The 19,471-nt window shown below is 51.0% G+C and carries 13 protein-coding genes; 10 read left to right on the top strand and 3 right to left on the bottom strand.

Translation table 11 applies throughout. From position 1 onward, the window contains the following. Nucleotides 1-12 precede the first annotated feature (12 nt). Nucleotides 13-1,323 (top strand): HPr family phosphocarrier protein, encoded by a 1,311-nt coding sequence (locus tag HUN04_00705; GenBank protein WDP88344.1) that lies wholly within the window; start codon nucleotides 13-15, stop codon nucleotides 1,321-1,323. Nucleotides 1,324-1,328: 5 nt separating this feature from the next. Continuing rightward, a complete protein-coding gene (gene ispD, locus HUN04_00700) occupies nucleotides 1,329-2,108 on the top strand; it encodes a 2-C-methyl-D-erythritol 4-phosphate cytidylyltransferase (protein ID WDP88343.1) in 780 nt (259 codons plus the stop codon). Here the strand turns inward: ispD and HUN04_00695 are convergent. Then, nucleotides 2,096-2,575 carry an acyl-CoA thioesterase gene (locus HUN04_00695; GenBank protein WDP88342.1) on the bottom strand — a complete coding sequence of 160 codons (480 nt, stop codon included), beginning with the start codon at nucleotides 2,573-2,575 and terminating at the stop codon, nucleotides 2,096-2,098. The genes ispD and HUN04_00695 overlap by 13 nt on opposite strands. A 213-nt stretch (nucleotides 2,576-2,788) precedes the next feature. Here HUN04_00695 and HUN04_00690 point away from each other — a divergent pair, with 213 nt between their 5' ends. After that, on the top strand, nucleotides 2,789-3,727 hold the full coding sequence (locus HUN04_00690; protein ID WDP88341.1) for an ABC transporter substrate-binding protein: 939 nt from the start codon (nucleotides 2,789-2,791) through the stop codon (nucleotides 3,725-3,727). Between the two features lie 7 nt (nucleotides 3,728-3,734). On the opposite strand, the gene HUN04_00685 is transcribed toward HUN04_00690, so the two are convergent. After that, the gene (locus HUN04_00685) at nucleotides 3,735-5,213 is read right to left on the bottom strand and encodes a hypothetical protein (GenBank protein WDP88340.1); all 1,479 of its coding nucleotides are present in this window, start codon (nucleotides 5,211-5,213) and stop codon (nucleotides 3,735-3,737) included. 21 nt (nucleotides 5,214-5,234) lie between these two features. Further along, nucleotides 5,235-6,140 carry a nitroreductase family protein gene (locus HUN04_00680; protein WDP88339.1) on the bottom strand — a complete coding sequence of 302 codons (906 nt, stop codon included), beginning with the start codon at nucleotides 6,138-6,140 and terminating at the stop codon, nucleotides 5,235-5,237. 310 nt (nucleotides 6,141-6,450) lie between these two features. Here HUN04_00680 and HUN04_00675 point away from each other — a divergent pair, with 310 nt between their 5' ends. From HUN04_00675 to HUN04_00645, 7 genes are all read left to right on the top strand, one after another. Next, on the top strand, nucleotides 6,451-8,514 hold the full coding sequence (locus tag HUN04_00675) for a serine protein kinase PrkA (GenBank protein WDP88338.1): 2,064 nt from the start codon (nucleotides 6,451-6,453) through the stop codon (nucleotides 8,512-8,514). Nucleotides 8,515-8,532: 18 nt separating this feature from the next. Beyond that, nucleotides 8,533-9,711, top strand: a complete 1,179-nt coding sequence (locus tag HUN04_00670; protein WDP88337.1) for a DUF444 family protein — start codon at nucleotides 8,533-8,535, stop codon at nucleotides 9,709-9,711. Between the two features lie 54 nt (nucleotides 9,712-9,765). After that, on the top strand, nucleotides 9,766-11,421 hold the full coding sequence (locus tag HUN04_00665) for a SpoVR family protein (GenBank protein WDP88336.1): 1,656 nt from the start codon (nucleotides 9,766-9,768) through the stop codon (nucleotides 11,419-11,421). Nucleotides 11,422-11,426: 5 nt separating this feature from the next. Further along, nucleotides 11,427-13,754: a serine protein kinase PrkA gene (locus HUN04_00660; protein ID WDP88335.1), complete on the top strand. Its 2,328-nt coding sequence runs from the start codon at nucleotides 11,427-11,429 to the stop codon at nucleotides 13,752-13,754. A gap of 73 nt (nucleotides 13,755-13,827) precedes the next feature. Then, nucleotides 13,828-17,304: a transcription-repair coupling factor gene (mfd, locus tag HUN04_00655; protein ID WDP88334.1), complete on the top strand. Its 3,477-nt coding sequence runs from the start codon at nucleotides 13,828-13,830 to the stop codon at nucleotides 17,302-17,304. A gap of 93 nt (nucleotides 17,305-17,397) precedes the next feature. Continuing rightward, entirely contained in the window at nucleotides 17,398-17,709 is a 312-nt protein-coding gene (locus tag HUN04_00650) for a DUF5076 domain-containing protein (GenBank protein ID WDP88333.1), read from the top strand. Between the two features lie 100 nt (nucleotides 17,710-17,809). Further along, nucleotides 17,810-19,444, top strand: a complete 1,635-nt coding sequence (locus HUN04_00645) for a peptide chain release factor 3 (GenBank protein WDP88332.1) — start codon at nucleotides 17,810-17,812, stop codon at nucleotides 19,442-19,444. Nucleotides 19,445-19,471 lie beyond the last annotated feature (27 nt).

Genomic DNA, 19,471 nt, shown 5'->3' with positions numbered 1-19,471 from the left:
GAAACTGGATGTATGATTGAGACGCACGACATTTCTTTCAGGGAAAAGGCCGATATATTTTCCTTTGAATATTTAAGATGCATATTGTTCATCAATAATCTGGAAGATGATGACTATATCTTTACTAAAAAGCTGTATTCAAAGCTGATCACCACCTCCCACATCCTTGAGGATTTCCTTGATTTCCACGGTGCGAAAAAAAACAAGGACTGGGTCTTTTACAGGGAGCTCAGTGCCACCATCCGCCATCTTTCCCTGGCCTGCTACTCCCAGCGCCATACCCTGAACCGATTCCGGTTATACTCCTTTGAAACCGGGAATCTTGACATGTTCAATCGGGAAGCTATTGATACCCTGAAGATTATACAGGATTCAATTCGGCTTGCTGTCCCGGTTATCCTGGAAGAGGCGGCCCGGCTTAAAATAACCATTCCCAAGGAGGGCTATCCTTTAAGTTATTTCCCGGCCATAACCTCCAATGACCTGCTGGAACCCAATATTGACGATACCCTGGTAAAAACCGACCAGAAAAAAAACCTCACCCGGATCGCTTCGGAATTTCTTGACGTGGTTAAGGATTTCGAACAATACTCCTTTTACGAGCGTTACGATCTCAAAGAAATTCATAAACTGGTGCCAGAAAAAATCAATGAGGTCACCATCCGTAGCTACGAGATGCGGGTGCATAATATTCAGTCTTCTTTTGATTCCTATGTGGTTTCCACCCGGCCAGGTGCAGATACCCTGCTGCTCAATCAGCTCAGAAGCCATTTTTCCATTGTATTTCATATCCTCCAGGTTATGGGGCGTCTGCTCCATTTTTATGAACGTCACCTCAATGATATCGGGTTTAAGGATGTCTATAAAACCATCAGTATATCCCTGTCAGATCTCATTGATCCCGATGTTCTGCTGGACCGGGCTGTGAACTTCTGCCTCTATTACGCGGCGAAATTTCTTTCTTCGGGTAAAGAGATTGCTTCCAGGGTACTTAATGAAAACATGGAAACCGCCACCATTGAGGTGGGTATCCCCAGAGACAGGGGATTTCACAGCCGTCCCAGCCTGCTGGTGGCTAAAATTGTACAGCATTACGGCGGGGAGGTGATTCTCCATGTGGCCGGAGACCAGTTCGACGCATCGTCGGTCCTGGATATTCAATGGGCCGGTGGGAAAATCAAAAAAGAAGAGATTGAAACCGTGAGCTTTACCGGGGATTCCAGGGCATTAAACGATCTGGTTATACTGGCTGGTGTTAATTACGGAGAAGATCATATGGGGAAAGGCATCCCACTTCCCAAGGAGTTAAGCTACCTGGTTTAGTTTCGATGGATAAACACCCGACAAAAAAGGGGGCCTTTGACAATGCCGCCTCCTCCAGTGAATATCTGAATATCGCCGTCATTGTCGCCGGGGGCAAGGGGCTGCGCATGCAGTCCGATATAAAAAAACAATACCTCACCCTGGCAGGCCTCCCGGTATTATCGAGAACCATCCGTGCCTTTGACGGCCATCCCCGGATAGACGGCATTATTCTTGTAGTGCCCCCTGCTGATTTTAAGTATTGCCGGGACAATATCGTTGCACAGGCAAATCCTGCAACCCCCCTGCACCTTGCTGCCGGGGGGCAGACCCGGCAGGAATCTGTATCCAGCGGTTTGGCAAAAGCCGCCGACATTTCACAGAGAAACCCCAAAACCGTCTTTGTGCTGGTACATGACGGGGTCCGTCCATTTGTTAAGCCTGCCCTTGTGGATGCCTGTCTTGACAGGGCCAGTGAAACAGGGGCCTGTATCCCGGCCCTTGAAATGACGGACACCATAAAACAAGTCGATGCCGGAAGAAGGATCGTTAAAACCCTTGACCGTACAAAGCTATTCAGGGCCCAGACTCCACAGGTATTCCGGCTGGACCTGCTGGCGGCCGCCTATGACCATGCGGCAAAAACGGAATTTACAGGTACGGACGAAGCCTCTGTTCTGGAGCATACAGGCATGCCGGTGGATACGGTGGCCGGAGATTCGTTCAATATCAAGCTGACAACGCCTGCTGATCTCATGACGGCCGAGTTCCTGCTGACATCACTCCAGGCTCGTCAACCGCGGTAATAATCGAGAATCCCCCGGCGCAGGTCCGCTGGAAGCGGCTGGGCGCCGGCCCCTTTGCCGGTGCAAACCAGGTTCATTTCCACCTGGTTTGCCAGAATATCTGTCTTGGTTCTTTCATCCGTGCATACCATCTTCTGTTCCACCCCGAAACTGCGGCTTCGCAACCAGGAAATCCTGGTGTGAACCACCACCAGGTCCCCGTAAAAAACAGGTTTGAAAAACCGGGTATGGAGTTCGGCAACACTGAGATTCACCCCCCGGTCCATCAGGGAAAGATAGGGTACGCCCAGGTCCGCCATAAAAATGTCCCGGGCCTGGTTATACAAGGCAAAATACTTTCCATGGTAAATGCCTCCGCCGTAGTCTGTATCCGACACCTGGGGAACAACCCGTGCCAGGTGCCACTTTTCAGGGGAGAGAATATGGGTATCTTTAAGCTGTGTTGGGGCGTCAATGGCTTGTTTCATAAGGGTTCTCAACTTATCGCTTTACTTTATTTGCAATTTATGACATTTTTTACCAGTTAATAACTAGGATCAACACAATATATCGGCCATTTGTCAAGTATTAGTTGTTGACTTTGAATTTAACTTACGCATAATAGAAAAGAATCAATCAGACCATAGCAAAACAACCCCATAAGTTAAGCATGGTAAAAACCCATCCCGGAGGTGCCTGAAATGGCGGAAAAACCCGCAATTAAGATCGGATATCTGAAAATTACGGATCATTTCATTCTTGGTGTAACCGCTCGAAAACTTGAGAAAGGCATGGAAGATTTTGAGCATTGTACACTGCAGCCCGTTGCAAAAAACGGGTGGAACGAAGTTGCCGACGCACTTTCAGTCAAAGCCCTTGACGGCGCTCTTGTCCTCGCACCTACGGCCATGGATCTTTACAAGTCCGGTGTGGATCTAAAGCTCCTGCTTCTTGCCCATAAATCCGGCAGTGTGCTGGTAAAAAATAAGCGGGCCAACATCCAGTCCATCGAAGATTTCGCCGGCAAAACCGTCCTTATTCCCTACCAGCTTTCCATTCACAACATGCTTTTTCACAAGCTTCTTTCAGAAAAGGGGCTGCGCCCGGGGCGTGCCACTGAAAAAGGCGTGGATGTGATCCTTGAGGTGGTGGCGCCGTTCCAGATGCCCGAAGCCCTGGAATATGACGAAGAGGGCGAAATCGGCGGATTTATCGTTGCAGAACCATTCGGTTCCCAGGTAATTGCCAACGGCACCGGCGAAGAGTTCGAGTTGTCCAAAAACCTCTGGCCCAAACACCCCTGCTGCGTTTTTGTCATGCGGTCCGAGGTGATTGAAAAGCACCCGGAGGCCATCAAAGAGATCTGCACCAGCTTTGTCCGGTCCGGCCAGGCTATTGACGCCCAGCCTGAACCCGCCGCCATTATCGGTGCGGATTTTTTCAGCCAGGACAAGGATATCATTCAGCGGGTACTCACCGATCCCCCGGACCGAATTCTCACCGGTGAACTTTTTCCCAATATAGAGGATCTGGATCTTATTCAGAAATATATGATGGATGAGATGAAGATAATGACCTCCCTCATCGATCTGGAGAAATTTGTGGATACCAGCTTTGCAAAACTTGCGGGAGCAAAGTAATCCGGCGTTATTTGGCCGAATCTATGAAACCGTAAATTTTTTCGATGGCCTTTTCCCCCCAATTGGGTTTCCCGGACAGGGTGGCAACCTGATCTTTGTTCAACCTGTCCGTGGTCTCATTTGCCGACAGCCCCTGGGATTTTAATTCAATAATAATTTTCATGACCGCGGCCTTATACTTGGGCAGATCCTCCTCCGGAGAGACATCCGGCTTCAATGAGGGCTGCTCTTCGGAAACAGGGTCAATCAATGCCGAAAGATCGTCGAGAGCCACTGTGTCATTGCCGCTGCCGGCTACATTTTCAGACGTGCCGTCCTCTTTTTTATCAACCAGAGTCCAAAGGTCGTCCAGGTTGCCTGCGGCATCTTCCGGCAGATCGACGAGAAGAGAAAGATCGTCCATGGGAGACGGGCCTGTTTCCTCATCTGTTTCCGTCTCGGAAGGCGGGTCAATGAGTGCAGACAAATCATCGAGATTTTCTTCCTGATCCACCAGCGAATAGAGATCATCAAGGTCGGGATCTTCTTGGGGCTTGTCCGGAACAGCTTCATCCACCAGCAGTGAAAGGTTGTCCAGTTCCGGCAGTTCAGCATCCCCTTCTAAAAGGCCGTCGAGCTGGCCTGTGTCCGGCTCCGGGGCTGAAACCGTGTCTATTAGTGATGAGAGGTCGTCGATATCGTCTTCGGAGAGCCCGGGGTCGTCCACCAGCAGGGCCAGGTCATCCATGTTTTCAACAGGGGAAGCCTGTGCGGGATCGTCATCTAACGGCTGGCTGGCAAAAGAGGGCTCTTCAAGGGGAAGATCTTCAAGGGAGGGGGCATCAGACCCCTCAGGCTCAGGCGTGTCCAGAAGGGACTCCAGTCCTGCCAGGGGATCCTCAAAATCGTCATCGTCCCATTCCTCTTCAGGCTGGACCGATGTCCCCATATCCCCATCCATGGTCAATGCCTTTGCCGCCTGGCCGGCAATCTCCATGGACTGGGCATCAATGGCCCGCATCTGGTTCATCTCCTGAAGGGCCGAGGCAATATTGTTCATTGCAGCGGCTTTTTTTTCTTCCGCTTCTGCCCGTTTTTCTATGGCAGCGGCTTTTCTTTCCTCTGCCACAGCCCGCTTCTCATGGGCTTCGGCAATGCGTTCCTGCTGGCTCCGGATATCCCGGACCATGTCCTGAATAAAGGACATGGCTTCCGGGTTCATGCGGATATCATTATTTGTATTTTTGTCACCATTGCCCATCGGTTCCCTGGCCTGGAGGTCGTTTTCAATTATTTCTTCTATCTGGGACGGCAGCATGCCGGAAGAAAGCAGGTCCTTGATCCTTGCCAGCAGCGGAATCACTGAAGGGGAGTATTGCTGGTCTCCGTTGACCAGTTGTGAGGACAGCCAGGGATCGAACCGGTCCAATATAAATTTGACAGTAGCCCTGCCGGCTCCCAGTTCTCTGATGAGGTCTTCAACATTTAGGGGATTCACCTGGGTCATTTGTCCTTAGCCTTCCTCAATTCAGTTAAACCGGATGACCGGCTTTTTACGACCGGTCACCCTCAAGTAGGATTCATCAGGATATCCAAGGCCAACAACGGCGTGGATGGGTTCCTTGGCGGGTATGTTCATTTTTTTACCTATGGAGGGATCCGCCTTCATGGCCTCAACGGCAAATCCGATCAGGCAGGACCCCAGCCCCATGGCATGTGCCCCCAGGGCGATGTTGCCGGCAGCCAGCAGGGCATCCTCTTTGGGGCAGGAGGCGTCTGGCCGGGATCCGATGAGTATGCAGGCCGTAGCGCCGTGGAATAGCCGGTCCCTGTTGCCCCGGTCCATCTCCTCCATGGCTTCTTTGACCGATTCGTAATATTCCTGGTAGTAATTATCCAACGCCTTGTATCCCATCAGTTTCAGGCTTTTCCGGAGTACCAGGTTTTCAGCTTTTTTATTGAGGGATTCAAAGAAATTTTTAATCAGAAGGCCGAAGTCCAGCACCTTTTCCCTGTTGTCCAGACAGGTAAAGGTCCATTCCTGGCTGTTGGTGCCCGAAGGGGCAAGACATCCTATTTTAATCAGGTCCATGAGAATGTCGCCTGGAATTTGCCTGTCCGTGTAATTCCGGCAGGAACGCCTGGAGGCCATGAGACTTGCCAGGCCCGCAGAAGAGACGCCTTGGTTTCCGTCCGTCTTTTGATTGAGGGAAAAACTTGAAAACCGGGTCATTTCCGGATCAATGGCCTTTACTGTCACGGCCCCGGCAGGGCAAACGCCTGCACAATGGCCGCATCCCAGTGATTTGTCACCGGTTACCCTGGCCGTTCCTCCCTGGAGGGAAATGGTGTCCGAAGGGCAGACCCGGATGCAGGAACCGCATCCGATACAGGCATCCGCATCAATAACAGTGGTTACTTCTCTTGGGTTCATTTAGGAATCCATCGGAAATATCTAATTTATGTTTAATTAAAAATTTAATTCTCAAATACTCTATTGTTACCACAAAATCATAATTGGAGAAAGCGTTTATCGCCGACCAATGAAAGTGATGATTATTGTTTGACTATGGATTTTTCTATTGTTATATTTTTTATACAAGATTCTTTGATCCACGCAGATTAAACTCAAGTTTACGCACATGCAGACCCCGGCAGCGATCTTACGACTTCCGGGCAGATAATTCGATTTCCAACCAAAAAACTGGCAGCATTTGCCTCCGTGCTGCCCATGGGAGGGTAAAATGGCCAAAACAACAGATCCCAAATCATTGGTTTTCCATGTGGATGCAGTTAAAAAAGGCGACCGGAAATTCGAAGATGCCTTTCAGGGGGTATCCCGGATGATCCTGGATGCCGGTATCCAAAAAGTGACAGTCAAGGGGAAAACCACCTACCAGTTTGATTTGTTCAGCCGTGGAAAAAAACACCTGGTAGGCATGTACGATGAAATCAACTCCTTTGTATCCTTTGTAAAGGATGCCTCGGAAGGCGGCTCCTCAAGGGAAATGGCCTTTGTTCTGGTGGGTGAGCCCGGGAACGGTAAAACCTTTTTCGTTGAATATCTCTGTGCCCGGTACCGAGAATTTTTAAGCATTCCCCAGAACAGGAAATACACCTTCCGGTTCAAACATCTCGACAAGCTCGGTGGGTACGGGCAGATCAGGGAGATCGAATCCCAGACATACGAAGACCCCATGATCCTGGCCATGAGTTTCAGAGAAACCAAAGAGGAATCCATGTCATACCTGTCCAAGCGGTTCAAGTTCAAGGATAAGGACATTGAGGCGCTTTACGAAAGCTACCGTCCACTTGGCGCCTGTTCAGCGTATATCTGGGACCAGATCCGGGGTTTTACCGACAATGACCCTGTAAAAATGATGGAATTTGTGGAAATCGCACCCGTCCCCCTCATTGAAAGTCTGGGAACCATTACGGGTAAATATCCGGCCAAGGATAAGATCACCTCCTCGGCTGTGGATCTCATGGGGGAGGAGTCCATTCAGCGACTGCTCCACATCTCCGACTCAAACAATCCCTACCGCTTTGACTTAAGAAGAGGGGCACTGGCCCGGGTGGCCGGCGGGGGCATCCATTTTTCCGATGAAATCTATAAAAACAAAAAAGATCTGGTCCAGGTTTACCTGGGGGTCATCCAGAACCGGATGATAGAGCTGGATGGGTTTAAATGGCCCATTGACACCCTGATCATCGCCACCTCCAACAATTCTGAATTCAACACCTTTCTGCTGGAAAGGGAAGAGGCGCCCATCGTTGACCGGTGCCGGATCTGCTATGTGGCCCATAATACCGACTACAAAATACAGAAGACCCTGACGGAATACGCCATTGGCACCGATGTCAAACGCTCCCTTGACCACGAGGTGCTCCACCAGGATCCCAACCTCAACTATGCAGCTTCCGTGGCCGTGGTGCTCACCCGGCTGCCTAGATCGGATAAACTCACCCCGGTGGAGACCATGAAACTTGCCGCGGGGGAAGTGGCCGGGGAAAAGAGTCTGAAGACCCTTGCCGAACTCATTGATTCCCTGAACCAGGACACAGAGATCACCAAGCGTTTCGGCCAGAAAGGACTGGGCCAGCGTAACCTGGGCAGGGCGATACAGCTTCTTCTGGAGTCCTCGGAAACCAACGACGGCAAATGCATGTTTGCCCTGGACATTTTCAACGCCCTGGAACGCATTGTTCTGGATTATGTCCAGGAACCGGCGGACCGGACCAAGTTCGCAGAAGATCTGAAAATTGCCCGGGGCCTCTACCGGGAGCGGATCATGACTGAAATGTTCAACGCATACATGGACGAACCTCTGGCCATCAAAAAGGATGTGCTCAACTATGTCAACATGATCATCGGCGTGGATGCCGAGCACCTGGGACCGGACATGATGTGGAAGTACAAGGATCCCCAGACCGGGGAACTCCGTGCCTTGAAAATAGACGAGCGTTATATCAAGAATGTTGAAGAGCGCCTCGGCCTGAAAACCGAAGAGCAGCGGGCCTCATTCAGGAATTCCATCAGAAAGATATACGGCCAGAAGCTCTCCGTTGATGCCAATTATGATTTTATGGACAACCTGGAACTGGTCAAAGCCATTACCGATGTCCGTCTGAAGTCAGACATTGCCGGGGCCGGGTCCCTCATCGGGGCCCTGGCCAACCGGACCAACGAGGAAAACCAGAAGCTCTATGAGCGGATGATATACACCATGGACCAGAAGCTGGGGTACTGCCCCACCTGCGCCCAGAAGACAATTGAATACTTCTGCAGCCAGGAAGACGATAAATAAACCAGACGGGAGGCGGCCATGATAACCCTAGACGAACTTCTTGAACGGGACCGGCAGCGGGAGGAAGACGGGTTCAACCGCAAAATCCGCATCGGAAAGATCGTCAAGCCCGGCACCGGGGGCAAGGAAAAGATCATTGTGGTGCCCACCACGGTGGAGGAAAAATTCGTCCATGATGAGATTTCCTTTGACCAGCAGACCGGTGAGGGACAGCCATCGGGCGGTACCGGCGAGGGTGAGGAAGGAGATGTGATCGGCGAGCAGCCGGTACGCCCCGAAGAGGGGGAGGGCGAAGGCGAGGGAGAAGGGTCCGGGGAAGGACCAGGGGAAGGCGAGGGCGGAGAGCATGAGTTCGAGGCCAATGCCTATGAACTGGGCAAGGTCCTGTCCCAGGATTTCCAGCTTCCCAATCTCAGGGACAAGGGAAAAAAAAGAAGCCTGGCCCGTTATATCTACGATCTCACCGACAAAAACAAAGGGGTCGGCCAGATTCTGGATAAAAAGGCCACCCTCAAGCGCATCGTCCAGACCAACATCGCTCTGGGCCGGATCCCTGACGTTGGAAAGATTGATCCCAGCAGATTCATCGTCTCCCCCCAGGATCTCATCTATCGGATCCTCTCCCGGGAAAAAGATTACGAGTCCCAGGCCCTGGTCTTTTTTCTCCGGGACTATTCCGGATCCATGGGGGGCAAGGTGACCGAAGCCGTGGTCTCCCAGCATGTAATGCTGTATTCCTGGCTGATGTACCAGTATGAAAAGCAGGTGGAGACTCGGTTTATTCTCCACGACACCGAAGCCAAGGAAGTCTCAGATTTTTATAAATATTATTCCTACAAGGTGGCCGGGGGCACAAAGGTGTTCACCGCCTTTAAACTTGTCAACGATATTGTGGAACAGGAGAGCCTGGACCGGGACTATAATATTTATGTTTTCCACGGCACCGACGGGGACGACTGGGACAAGGACGGCAAACAGACCATTGAGGAAATCAAGCGGATGCTGCGCTATGTCGCCCGGATCGGCATCACCGTGGTGGAACACTCCTATGTGGGCTCCAAGCAGACCGAGGTGGAAAAATACATTAAGGAATCCGGCATGCTGGAAAAACACAAGGACTTTATCAAGCTGGATAACATGTCCGAAAACGTGGATGACACGCGGATAATCCAGGGCATTAAAAACCTGATTTCCTGATGGGGCCGATCCTTACAGGGGCGTGACAAACAGGATAAAGAGAGGTGATACCTAATGGAACTGGTCAGTCAACATGTCAAACAGATCATGGAAGAGTGCAAGGTCAGGGCCAGGGACGCGGGACTTAGCTTTGACGACGAAAGCCTTGAATATATCGTGACCAACCGGGACATGATCGAACTCTCACCCAAGGTTATGATCCCCACCCTCTACGATTACTGGGTCCACGATGTCAGGGTATTGTCCGGCAAGGGTATGTACGAGGCCTATCCATCCAACCCCTATGAAACCGTCATCAATACCCGGCCGGCCATCTCTTATTACAACGACAACAACCCGGACTGGCTGAATGTTATGATTTTCTACCATGTTCTGGGGCACATTGATTTTTTTCAAAACAATATTTTTTATAAAGAAACATGGGATATAGATCTCACCGGCCAGGCCCTGGCGGACAAGCGCCTTATTGCGCAACTGCGCAGTGAGAAGGGCCGGCGATGGGTGGATTACGTCATCGAATTTTCAAGGGGGATAGATAACCTGGTCGGATTCCATCGGGAACTTGACCGATCCATCCGGTCGGAGACCCGCAGGAAACTCTCTAAGGAAGATTTTTATTTTGATGTATTTCTCCAAAAAATAAAGCAGGTCTCCCACAACGACTATTTAAAGGAAATCACCCGGTTCAACGCGTGCAGGAAAAGCGGAGAGGACTTTTTTGAACTGGTGCTCGCCAAATATCCGGAATTCGGGGAATTGTACAAAAAAGCCCTTGCGTCCAAAGACGACAACCGCCTGGATGTCATGGAGTATATCATCCGCCATTCCCCCTTTCTGCGGGCGGAGGAAAACCAGTGGATGAAATCCGTTATCCAGATCGTTCGCAATACTTCCCTTTATTTCCAGCCCCAGATCCGGACCAAGATCATGAACGAAGGCTGGGCATCCTATTGGCATGAATACCTGTTCATGCGGGATGACCGGATTTGCGGCCACGAAGCGGATTTTGCAAAAGTCAATGCAGCGGTTACGGCCATGCCCAAAGTGGGGCTAAACCCCTATGCCCTTGGGCTCAGGCTCTTTCAGCATATTGAGGATATGGAGGACCGTGGCTGCTATTCCCTGGACTACGACCTGCTCAAAGACGAGGTGGAAAAGCAGAAATACGACACCGGGAAGGGCAGGGGACAGGAGTATATTTTCAAGGTCAGGGAGACCATGAACGATTTTACCTTTGCGAACAAGTATATTGACCAGGAGTTTCTCACCCGCCACAAGCTCTTTGTCACCGGAAAGCGGTTCAACCAGCAGCGGATGACCTGGGTTTACTACATTAAATCCAAAAGGGCAGAAGACTACAGGGATATGGTGATTAACACCCTGTACCATCCCCCTGAAATCCATGTGGATACGGCAAAAACAAAGGATGGACAGCTCTGTCTGGACCATAAATTCGAAGGCAAGCCCCTGAAGGCGGATTGGATTGAGAATACCATGATCGGCATTGAGTTCCTCTGGGGCGGCCCTGTTCATCTGGAGACCAGCGAACCCGCCGCCCAGGGCAAGCAGGATTCTGCCTATTCCAATTTTTGGGATCCATCTTCAGCCTCGGCTTCGCCCCATCAGCAAACCGAACCCCCAAAGGAAATTACCTGGAAACGGGTTCGTTATGTGATGGAAAACCGTAAACTGACAAAGCGGGAGGTATAGCGATCATGAATACCAACTCACACGGTGCTGACACCACCCCTTCCGAATCCGTCGGCCAGGCCCTTGAGTTCCTGAATACAAGCATTCAGGATTACCACCATCTGAAACCGGTGCCTTTCCAGGCATTTTTACAGCTTCTCAATGAAAATCCCTCCCGGATTCTGAGAAATATATTCCAGTCCTTCCATGATATGATCAAAAGCCATGTGGATGAACTTGATCCCTCCTTGTCGGAGGACCTGGATCGTCTCAGCGTTACCAAATACGATTGCGAACGGCTCTTTGTGGAGGATTCCTCCACCCCTTATTTCCCGGATATGCTGTTTGCCAACCGGCTCATGAAGCAGATGGAATATTTGCGCCATGGTGCCCAGCAGAACCGGATATACGTATTTTACGGGCCCCACGGCTGCGGTAAGTCGACCTTTTTGAACAACCTGCTTAAAAAATTTGAGCAATATGCCAACACCGAAGAGGGGTTGAGATATGAGGTGATCTGGCGTTTGGATATAAAGAAGCTCAAGGGAAAGGACAACTCCGTCATGAGCCTTTCAACCTTTGAAAAGCTCATCCAGTATATTGACGGGGACAGCGAAGAAAAAAAAGAGTTCAGTTCCCAGGATATCCCCTTCGAAGAAAAAGAACAGGATTATATTGAGGTGCCCTGTCTCTGCCACGACAACCCCTTTTTAGTCATTCCCAAGGACCAGCGCCGCAGCGTTCTTGATGAGCTGATCAAAAACGACGAATTCAAATGGAAACTGTTCACGGAAAAACAATATGAGTGGGTATTCAAGGAAGATGTCTGTACCATCTGCTCTTCAATTTACCAGAGTCTGCTGGAGCGCCTGGGCAGTCCGGCCAAAGTCTTTGAGATGCTCTATGCCCGTCCCTATTACTTTAACCGCCGCATCGGCAACGGGATTTCAGTCTTTAACCCCGGCGACAAGCCGCTGCGCCGGAACTTCATCATCAATCAGATGCTCCAGGGGCGTATCAACGCACTCTTTCAGGACTCCAACGTCATCAACTATATCTATTCTGCCTATGCCAAAATCCACAATGGTATCTACGCCCTCATGGATATAAAATCCCACAATGTGGAGCGGATGGTGGAATTGCACAACATCATCTCCGAAGGAATCCATAAGGTGGAAAATGTTGAAGAACGGGTGGATGCCCTGTTTTTTGCCCTGATGAACCCTGAAGACAAGCGAAACCTGAGGGATTTTCCCTCCTTTGAGGACAGGATCCAGTATATTGATATCCCCTATGTTCTGGATGTGAACACGGAGGTGAAGATTTACCTGAATATCTTCGGGCGCCACATCGAAGGCAGCTTCCTGCCCATGGTGCTGGAAAATTTTGCCCGGATCATTATCTGCACCCGGATTGGAAAAAAATCCCTGGCCCTGGAGGAATGGATCAAGACCCCTAAAAAATACCTGAACTATTGTGATGAGCAGCTGCTGCTTCTTAAAATGGAAATCTTTTCCGGCACCATCCCCAAATGGCTGGATGATGACGACACCAAGGCCCTGGATAAGAAAATGTATAAAAAAATCATCGCGGAATCCGAGATTTACGGCAAGGAGGGGCTTTCAGGCAGGGATTCCATAAAAATTTTCGACCAGTTCTATTCCAAATACGCCAAAGAGGACCGGCTGATCAATATGCCGGACCTGTGCACCTTTTTTTCAAAGCTGGACGATCAGCCCAAAAAAATCATTCCCCAGGGATTTTTATCCTCCCTGCTGCGCATGTACGATTACACCATCCTGCAACAGGTAAAGGAATCCCTGTACTACTACAACGAGGAACAGATCGGCATAGATATAAAAAACTATATCACGGCGGTCACCAACGAGTTTGATTCCGTGGTCAAATGCATATTTACCAAGGAAGAGATTCATGTCACAGAGGCTTTTCTGGAAAGCATTGAGAACCGGTTGCTTTCTGAAAATGCAGATAAAAAGCGCAGGGAGGAGATTCGAAAGGATGTGCTCAAGCAGTTCACCACGCTTACTCTTTCCCACGAGATCATGATTGAAGGAAAGGATATCACCGAGACCCGTCTGTTTCAGTCCCTGTATGAGCGATACGTCCACAATCTGAAAAAACGGGTACTGGAACCCTTTATCGACAATGAAAACTTCAGGCAGGCCATTAAGGACTTTGATACCGACGATTTCAAAACCCATGACAAACGGATCAAGCGGGACGTTAAATTTCTCATGGATAATTTATCCAAGAAATTTGGATATACCCTTCAGGGTGCCAATGAAGTATGCATCTATGTCATAGATAATGACCTGGCCAACAAGTTTAAATAGGTATTGCTTCTAACGGGCATGGGTGGTATTTTTCACCTTTTACGCAATTTTAATTAAAAGCCCCTGAATTAACATGATCGATACCATTATCCCCTCCCTGAAAAAGAGTGAGCAAACCATTGTCACCCTGGGCCAGGATACCGCCAGAAAGGCCTGGTTCACCGCCCGAACCTTTGCCGCTATGGACCGGCCCATGGCCGTGGTGCTGCCGGACCAGAAAAACGCCAGGACCTTCATGGATGACCTGTCCTTTTTCATGGCGGGGAACCGGGACCGCATCATCTATTTTCCCGGCTACAATATTCTTCCCTTTAAATCCCTTTCCTATCACAGGGAAACCTCCACCTCCAGGCTGGCAGCCCTTTCCAGGATCACCGAAGGGGGCCCTGATAATTTTATTCTGGTAACCTACGTGGATACGCTGCTCCAGAAACTCATCCCCGGTAAGGTATTGGCGGACTTCAGCGAACTGGTGATGGTCAACGAAGAGATCGACCGGGATGAACTGGTGGAAAGCCTTGAAGCCGGCGGGTATACAAGGGCGACCCTGGTGGAAGATCCCGGTGAATATGCGGTCAGGGGTGGTATCCTGGATGTTTTTTCCCCGGGAGAGGAAAAACCGGTCCGCATCGAATTTTTCGGGGATCTGGTGGAATCCATCCGGTATTTTTCACCCTTTACCCAGCGCGGCACCAAAGAATTGTCCGAAACTATCATTGTCCCGGCCACAGAGGCCGTGATTTCCAAGGCCGTTCTTCCCCACGTCCAGGCCCGGCTCCGACAGGCCGGAAACAGTGCCGGGCTGTCGGCCGACCAGGTCCGGGACTATGTTACCCAGATCCGGGAATTCGGCCGTTTCCCGGGCATCGAATCCATGCTTTCGGTGGTATATGAAGAGTTGGGCGCCCTTTTTGATTATCTGCCGGATACCACCCTCTTTGTCATGGACGAGCCCGAAACCATGGCGGCCAGGGCAGAAGATTTCCAAAACAGGGCCCGCCATAATTACGAGACTGTGGTTGAGGAAAAAAGGCTTTGTGTGGCCCCTGAATCCATCTATTTTAACTGGAACCGGGTCCTTGAAAAGGCCGGGCGGTTCCATACCCTGTCATTCAAAGAGGTGGTTCTGGAAGGGGACCGGACAGTGGCGGAGGTGTTCAGCATTGACTGCGGCGACAACCGCGCCCTGTCCGAGGAGATTAAAAACCGGGGCAAAAAAGAAAGCCCCCTGACGCCATTGGTGGAATGGCTGGAGGAAAAATCGGCGGACCACCGCAGAATCCTATGCGTTGTGGGACAGGATTCCCAGGCCGGCCGCCTTTCGGCTTTATTGGCGCCCTACGGTATTAAGCCTTCTCCCTGTAAAAAATTTTCGGATTTGGCCAAGGCACAGCCGGGGGTATATTATACCCTGGGAACACTCAGTTCTGGCTTTGTGCCAAAGGACGACGCCTTCTGCCTGGTCACGGAAAACGAGATTTTCGGCAAGAAACGGATCCGCCGCCGCAAAAGCCCGCAGCGCAACCTCAAAACCGAATTTATCGCCCCTGAAGAGTTGAAGAACGGGGACATCGTTGTTCATATGGAGCACGGGGTCGGCCGGTACGAAGGGTTGTGCAGTCTCTCGGTCTCCGGTATTTCCCAGGATTTTTTGCTCATTGTCTATCAGGATGAGGACAAGCTGTACCTGCCTGTGGACCGCATGGAAATGATCGGAAAATATGTGGGGGTGGACGGCTACTCCCCGGTGCTTGATAAAATCGGTTCCAAAAGCTGGATCAAATCCAAGGCCAAGGCCAAGGCGGAAGTTGAGAAAATGGCCGCCGACCTTCTGGATCTTTATGCCAAACGCAGGGTGAGCAAAGGATTTTCCTTCAGCCGGCCGGACAACTATTACAGCGATTTCGAAGCCTCCTTTCCCTATGAAGAGACCCGGGACCAGCTTCGGGCCATTGATGACGTCCACCTGGATATGGAAAAGGATATGCCCATGGACCGCCTGGTCTGCGGGGATGTGGGGTACGGCAAGACCGAAGTGGCGATACGGGCCGCATTTAAGGCGGTGAACGACGGCAAACAGGTGGCCCTGGTGGTCCCCACCACCATTTTGGCCGAGCAGCACCTCAATACCTTCCGGGAACGATTTCAGGCCTATCCGGTAATCATTGAATGTATGTCAAGGTTCCGAAGCAGAAAAGAGCAGACCGATATCCTGAAGCGGACAGCCGCAGGCTCCGTGGACATTGTCATCGGGACCCACCGCCTTCTCCAAAAGGATGTGACCTTCAAATCCCTGGGGCTGCTGGTCATAGACGAGGAACAGCGGTTCGGCGTCAAACATAAGGAAACCCTTAAAAAGAAACGGGCGGACGTGGATGTACTGGCATTGTCGGCCACGCCCATCCCCAGAACCCTGCACATGTCCCTTACCGGGATGCGTGATATTTCGGTGATTACCACGCCGCCTGCGGCCCGCCAGCCCATCCTTTCCTATATCTCAAAGTACGAGGACGCCATTGTCAAAGATGCCATCCGCAGGGAACTGAACCGCAACGGCCAGGTTTTCTTTGTCCACAACAATATCCAGACCATATTCAAGACAGCAAAAAATATCCAGGCCGTTGTCCCGGAAGCCAAAATCGGGGTGGCCCACGGCAGGCTCTCTGAAACCGAACTTGAAAAGGTCATGGTGCAGTTCATCAATAAGGATATCAACGTCCTGGTCTGTACCACCATCATTGAATCCGGCCTTGACATCCCTTCGGCCAATACCATGATAATCAACAAGGCGGAACGGTTCGGCCTTTCCCAGATCTATCAGCTCAGGGGGCGGATCGGACGGGGGGACCACCAGGCTTACGCCTACCTGTTTATCTCCGATGAGTCCAGGCTGACAAAGGACGCAAAAAAGCGGCTGTCAGCCCTCATGGAATACAGGGATCTGGGATCGGGCTTTCAGATCGCCATGAAAGACCTGCAGATCAGGGGGGCTGGCACTGCCCTTGGGGCCTCCCAGTCCGGTCACATCGCCGCTGTGGGCTACGATATGTTCCTCAAGCTTCTGGACCAGGCCGTCAAGGATATGAAGGGAGAGGAAGCCCTTGCCCCCCTTGACCCTGAGATTAATGCGTCCATGTCCTCGGGTTTCCCCGAAGAGTACATTGAATCCGTTGAGCAGCGGTTGACCCTTTACCGCAGGCTGTCACGCCTTTCCAGTGTTTCCGATATTGCCGACATGAAATCGGAACTCATTGACCGCTACGGAAAACTGCCCAAGCCCGCTGAAAACATGCTGCTGAAAATCATGCTCCGGATCTACGCCATCAAGGCCGGGGTTAAGCGGCTGGACGTATCCCCCACCACCCTTGTCCTGGAATTCTCTCTGGAACACATGGCCCGGCCCCTGGCTGCGCTTGAACCGGTGCTGGCCCGTACCACTGATTTTAAATATGTGAAAAAGAACAGTATGCGGATTAATCTGGGCAAAAAGAGAAACAATATTTCACGGGCCCTGCTGGATACCAAAAAAATCCTCCAGGCCATTTCCTGATCAGGGCCGTCAACGCCCCGGCCTTGAATTTGGCAGAAACAAAATTATAGTATTGAAATAATAATATAAACCCGTCTTTAAGGATAAAAACAGATGAGCGAACTGCCGGTGCCGGAAGGCATAGAAGGTGATGACAATGCCCTGGAAATGCTCAGGGTATGGATCGGAAACAAGGATATTCAGGTCTCCATGCTCCTGGGAATGTGGGAACAGGCCTCAGAATTCGATATCGATGAACGGGAAGCCTGGGGAGAACTGCTTGCGGATCTTGTCCGGCACATTGCCAACGGCCTGACCCAGAGCCATGACTACAACACCACTGCTTCGGAACAGAAAATTGCCAACGCCATGCTCACCCACCTGGGATACGGCGCCAATACCGTTGAAGGCGAAATTAAACCCTGAATTAATTTGATAAAGAGAATGGAAGGGGTTGATTCCCAATGGAAAACTTGTTAAATTTCCTCTCTTTATTTCAAGAACGCGGACAAAGGATAGCATTTCCATGGGAGCAGAAACCCAGACCATAGAGAATACCGATAAATCATTGGACAAAACCCTGATACCGGAGATCCAGAAACGGAGAACCTTTGGTATCATTTCCCACCCCGACGCCGGTAAGACCACGCTGACTGAAAAGCTGCTGCTTTTCGGCGGTGCCATCAAGCAGGCAGGGGCCGTAAAATCCAGGAAAGCAGCCAGGGCCGCCACCTCCGATTTCCTTTCCATTGAGCAGGAGAGGGGAATCTCCGTGTCCTCCTCGGTGATGAAGTTCAACTATAAGGACTACGAAATCAACCTGCTGGATACACCCGGCCATAAGGACTTTTCAGAAGACACCTACCGGGTACTCACGGCCGTGGACTGTGCTGTAATGATCATTGATTCGGCCAAAGGGGTGGAACCCCAGACCCGGAAGCTGATGGAGGTCTGCCGGATGCGCAACACCCCCATTATCACCTTCATCAACAAGCTTGACCGGGAGGGACTGGAACCGCTGGATCTTTTCCAGGATATAGAGGACAAACTCCAGATTGAGTGTGTGCCCCTGACCTGGCCCATTGGTATGGGAAAGCGCTTCAAGGGGGTTTATAACCTGGAGAAAAAGGAACTGGGCCTCTTTACTGCGGGATACTCGCCAAAGGATGACGACGGAGTGGTGATTCAGGACCTGGACGACCCAAGGCTCAACGAACTTTTAGGGGATTCCCAGGCCGACCAGCTCAGGGAGGATGTGGAGCTGATTTCAGTGGCGGCCGAACCCTTTGACCTGGATCTGTACCTCAACGGCACCCAGACGCCGGTGTTTTTCGGTTCGGCCATTAACAATTTCGGTGTCAGGGAGATGCTGGACGCATTTGTTAAAATCGCCCCGCAGCCGGGTATCAGATCTACGGCTTCCAGGGATGTGGATCCCAGGGAGAAGGCTTTTTCAGGTTTCACCTTTAAAATCCAGGCCAATATGGATCCGGAACACCGGGATAGAATCGCCTTTTTCCGGATCTGTTCCGGAAAATTTACCAAGGGGATGAAAGTGAGGCATCACCGCATAGGCAAAGATGTCAAGATTGCAAATGCAACCATTTTCATGGCACAGGAGCGGTCCAATGTGGAGGAAGCCTATCCCGGCGACATCATCGGCATCCACAACCACGGCACCATCAAGATCGGGGATACATTCACCTCAAAAGAGCCGTTAAAATTCCTGGGTATTCCCAATTTTGCCCCGGAGCATTTCCGGCGCGTTGTTCTCAAGGACCCCATGAAGGGCAAGGCCCTGACCAAGGGGTTGACCCAGCTTGCGGAGGAGGGCACCATCCAGGTTTTCAGGCCCCTTATCGGAAACATGCAGGTCATCGGCGCCGTCGGGGTGCTCCAGTTTGATGTGACCATGGCCCGCCTCCAAGCCGAGTACAATGTCAGTGCCGGATATGAAACCATCGACCTGTCCGTGGCCAGGTGGGTGACCTGTGAAGACGAAAAAATGCTCAAGGAGTTCCGGCGGAAAAACGAATCCAGCCTGACCCTGGATGCAGAAGGGCGGCTGACCTTTTTGACCACCAGCGAATACCAGCTGGGGTTCACCATGGAGGAGTGGCCTGAAATCGAGTTTCACAAAACAACGGAGCACAATTTATAATTTCCCCAGAATGACCGGGTTTAAACC

The organism is Desulfobacter sp., assembly GCA_028768525.1.
GTDB lineage: Bacteria > Desulfobacterota > Desulfobacteria > Desulfobacterales > Desulfobacteraceae > Desulfobacter.
The sequence above is the reverse complement of the archived record's forward strand: the minus strand, read 5'-3'. Positions and strand labels throughout refer to the sequence as shown.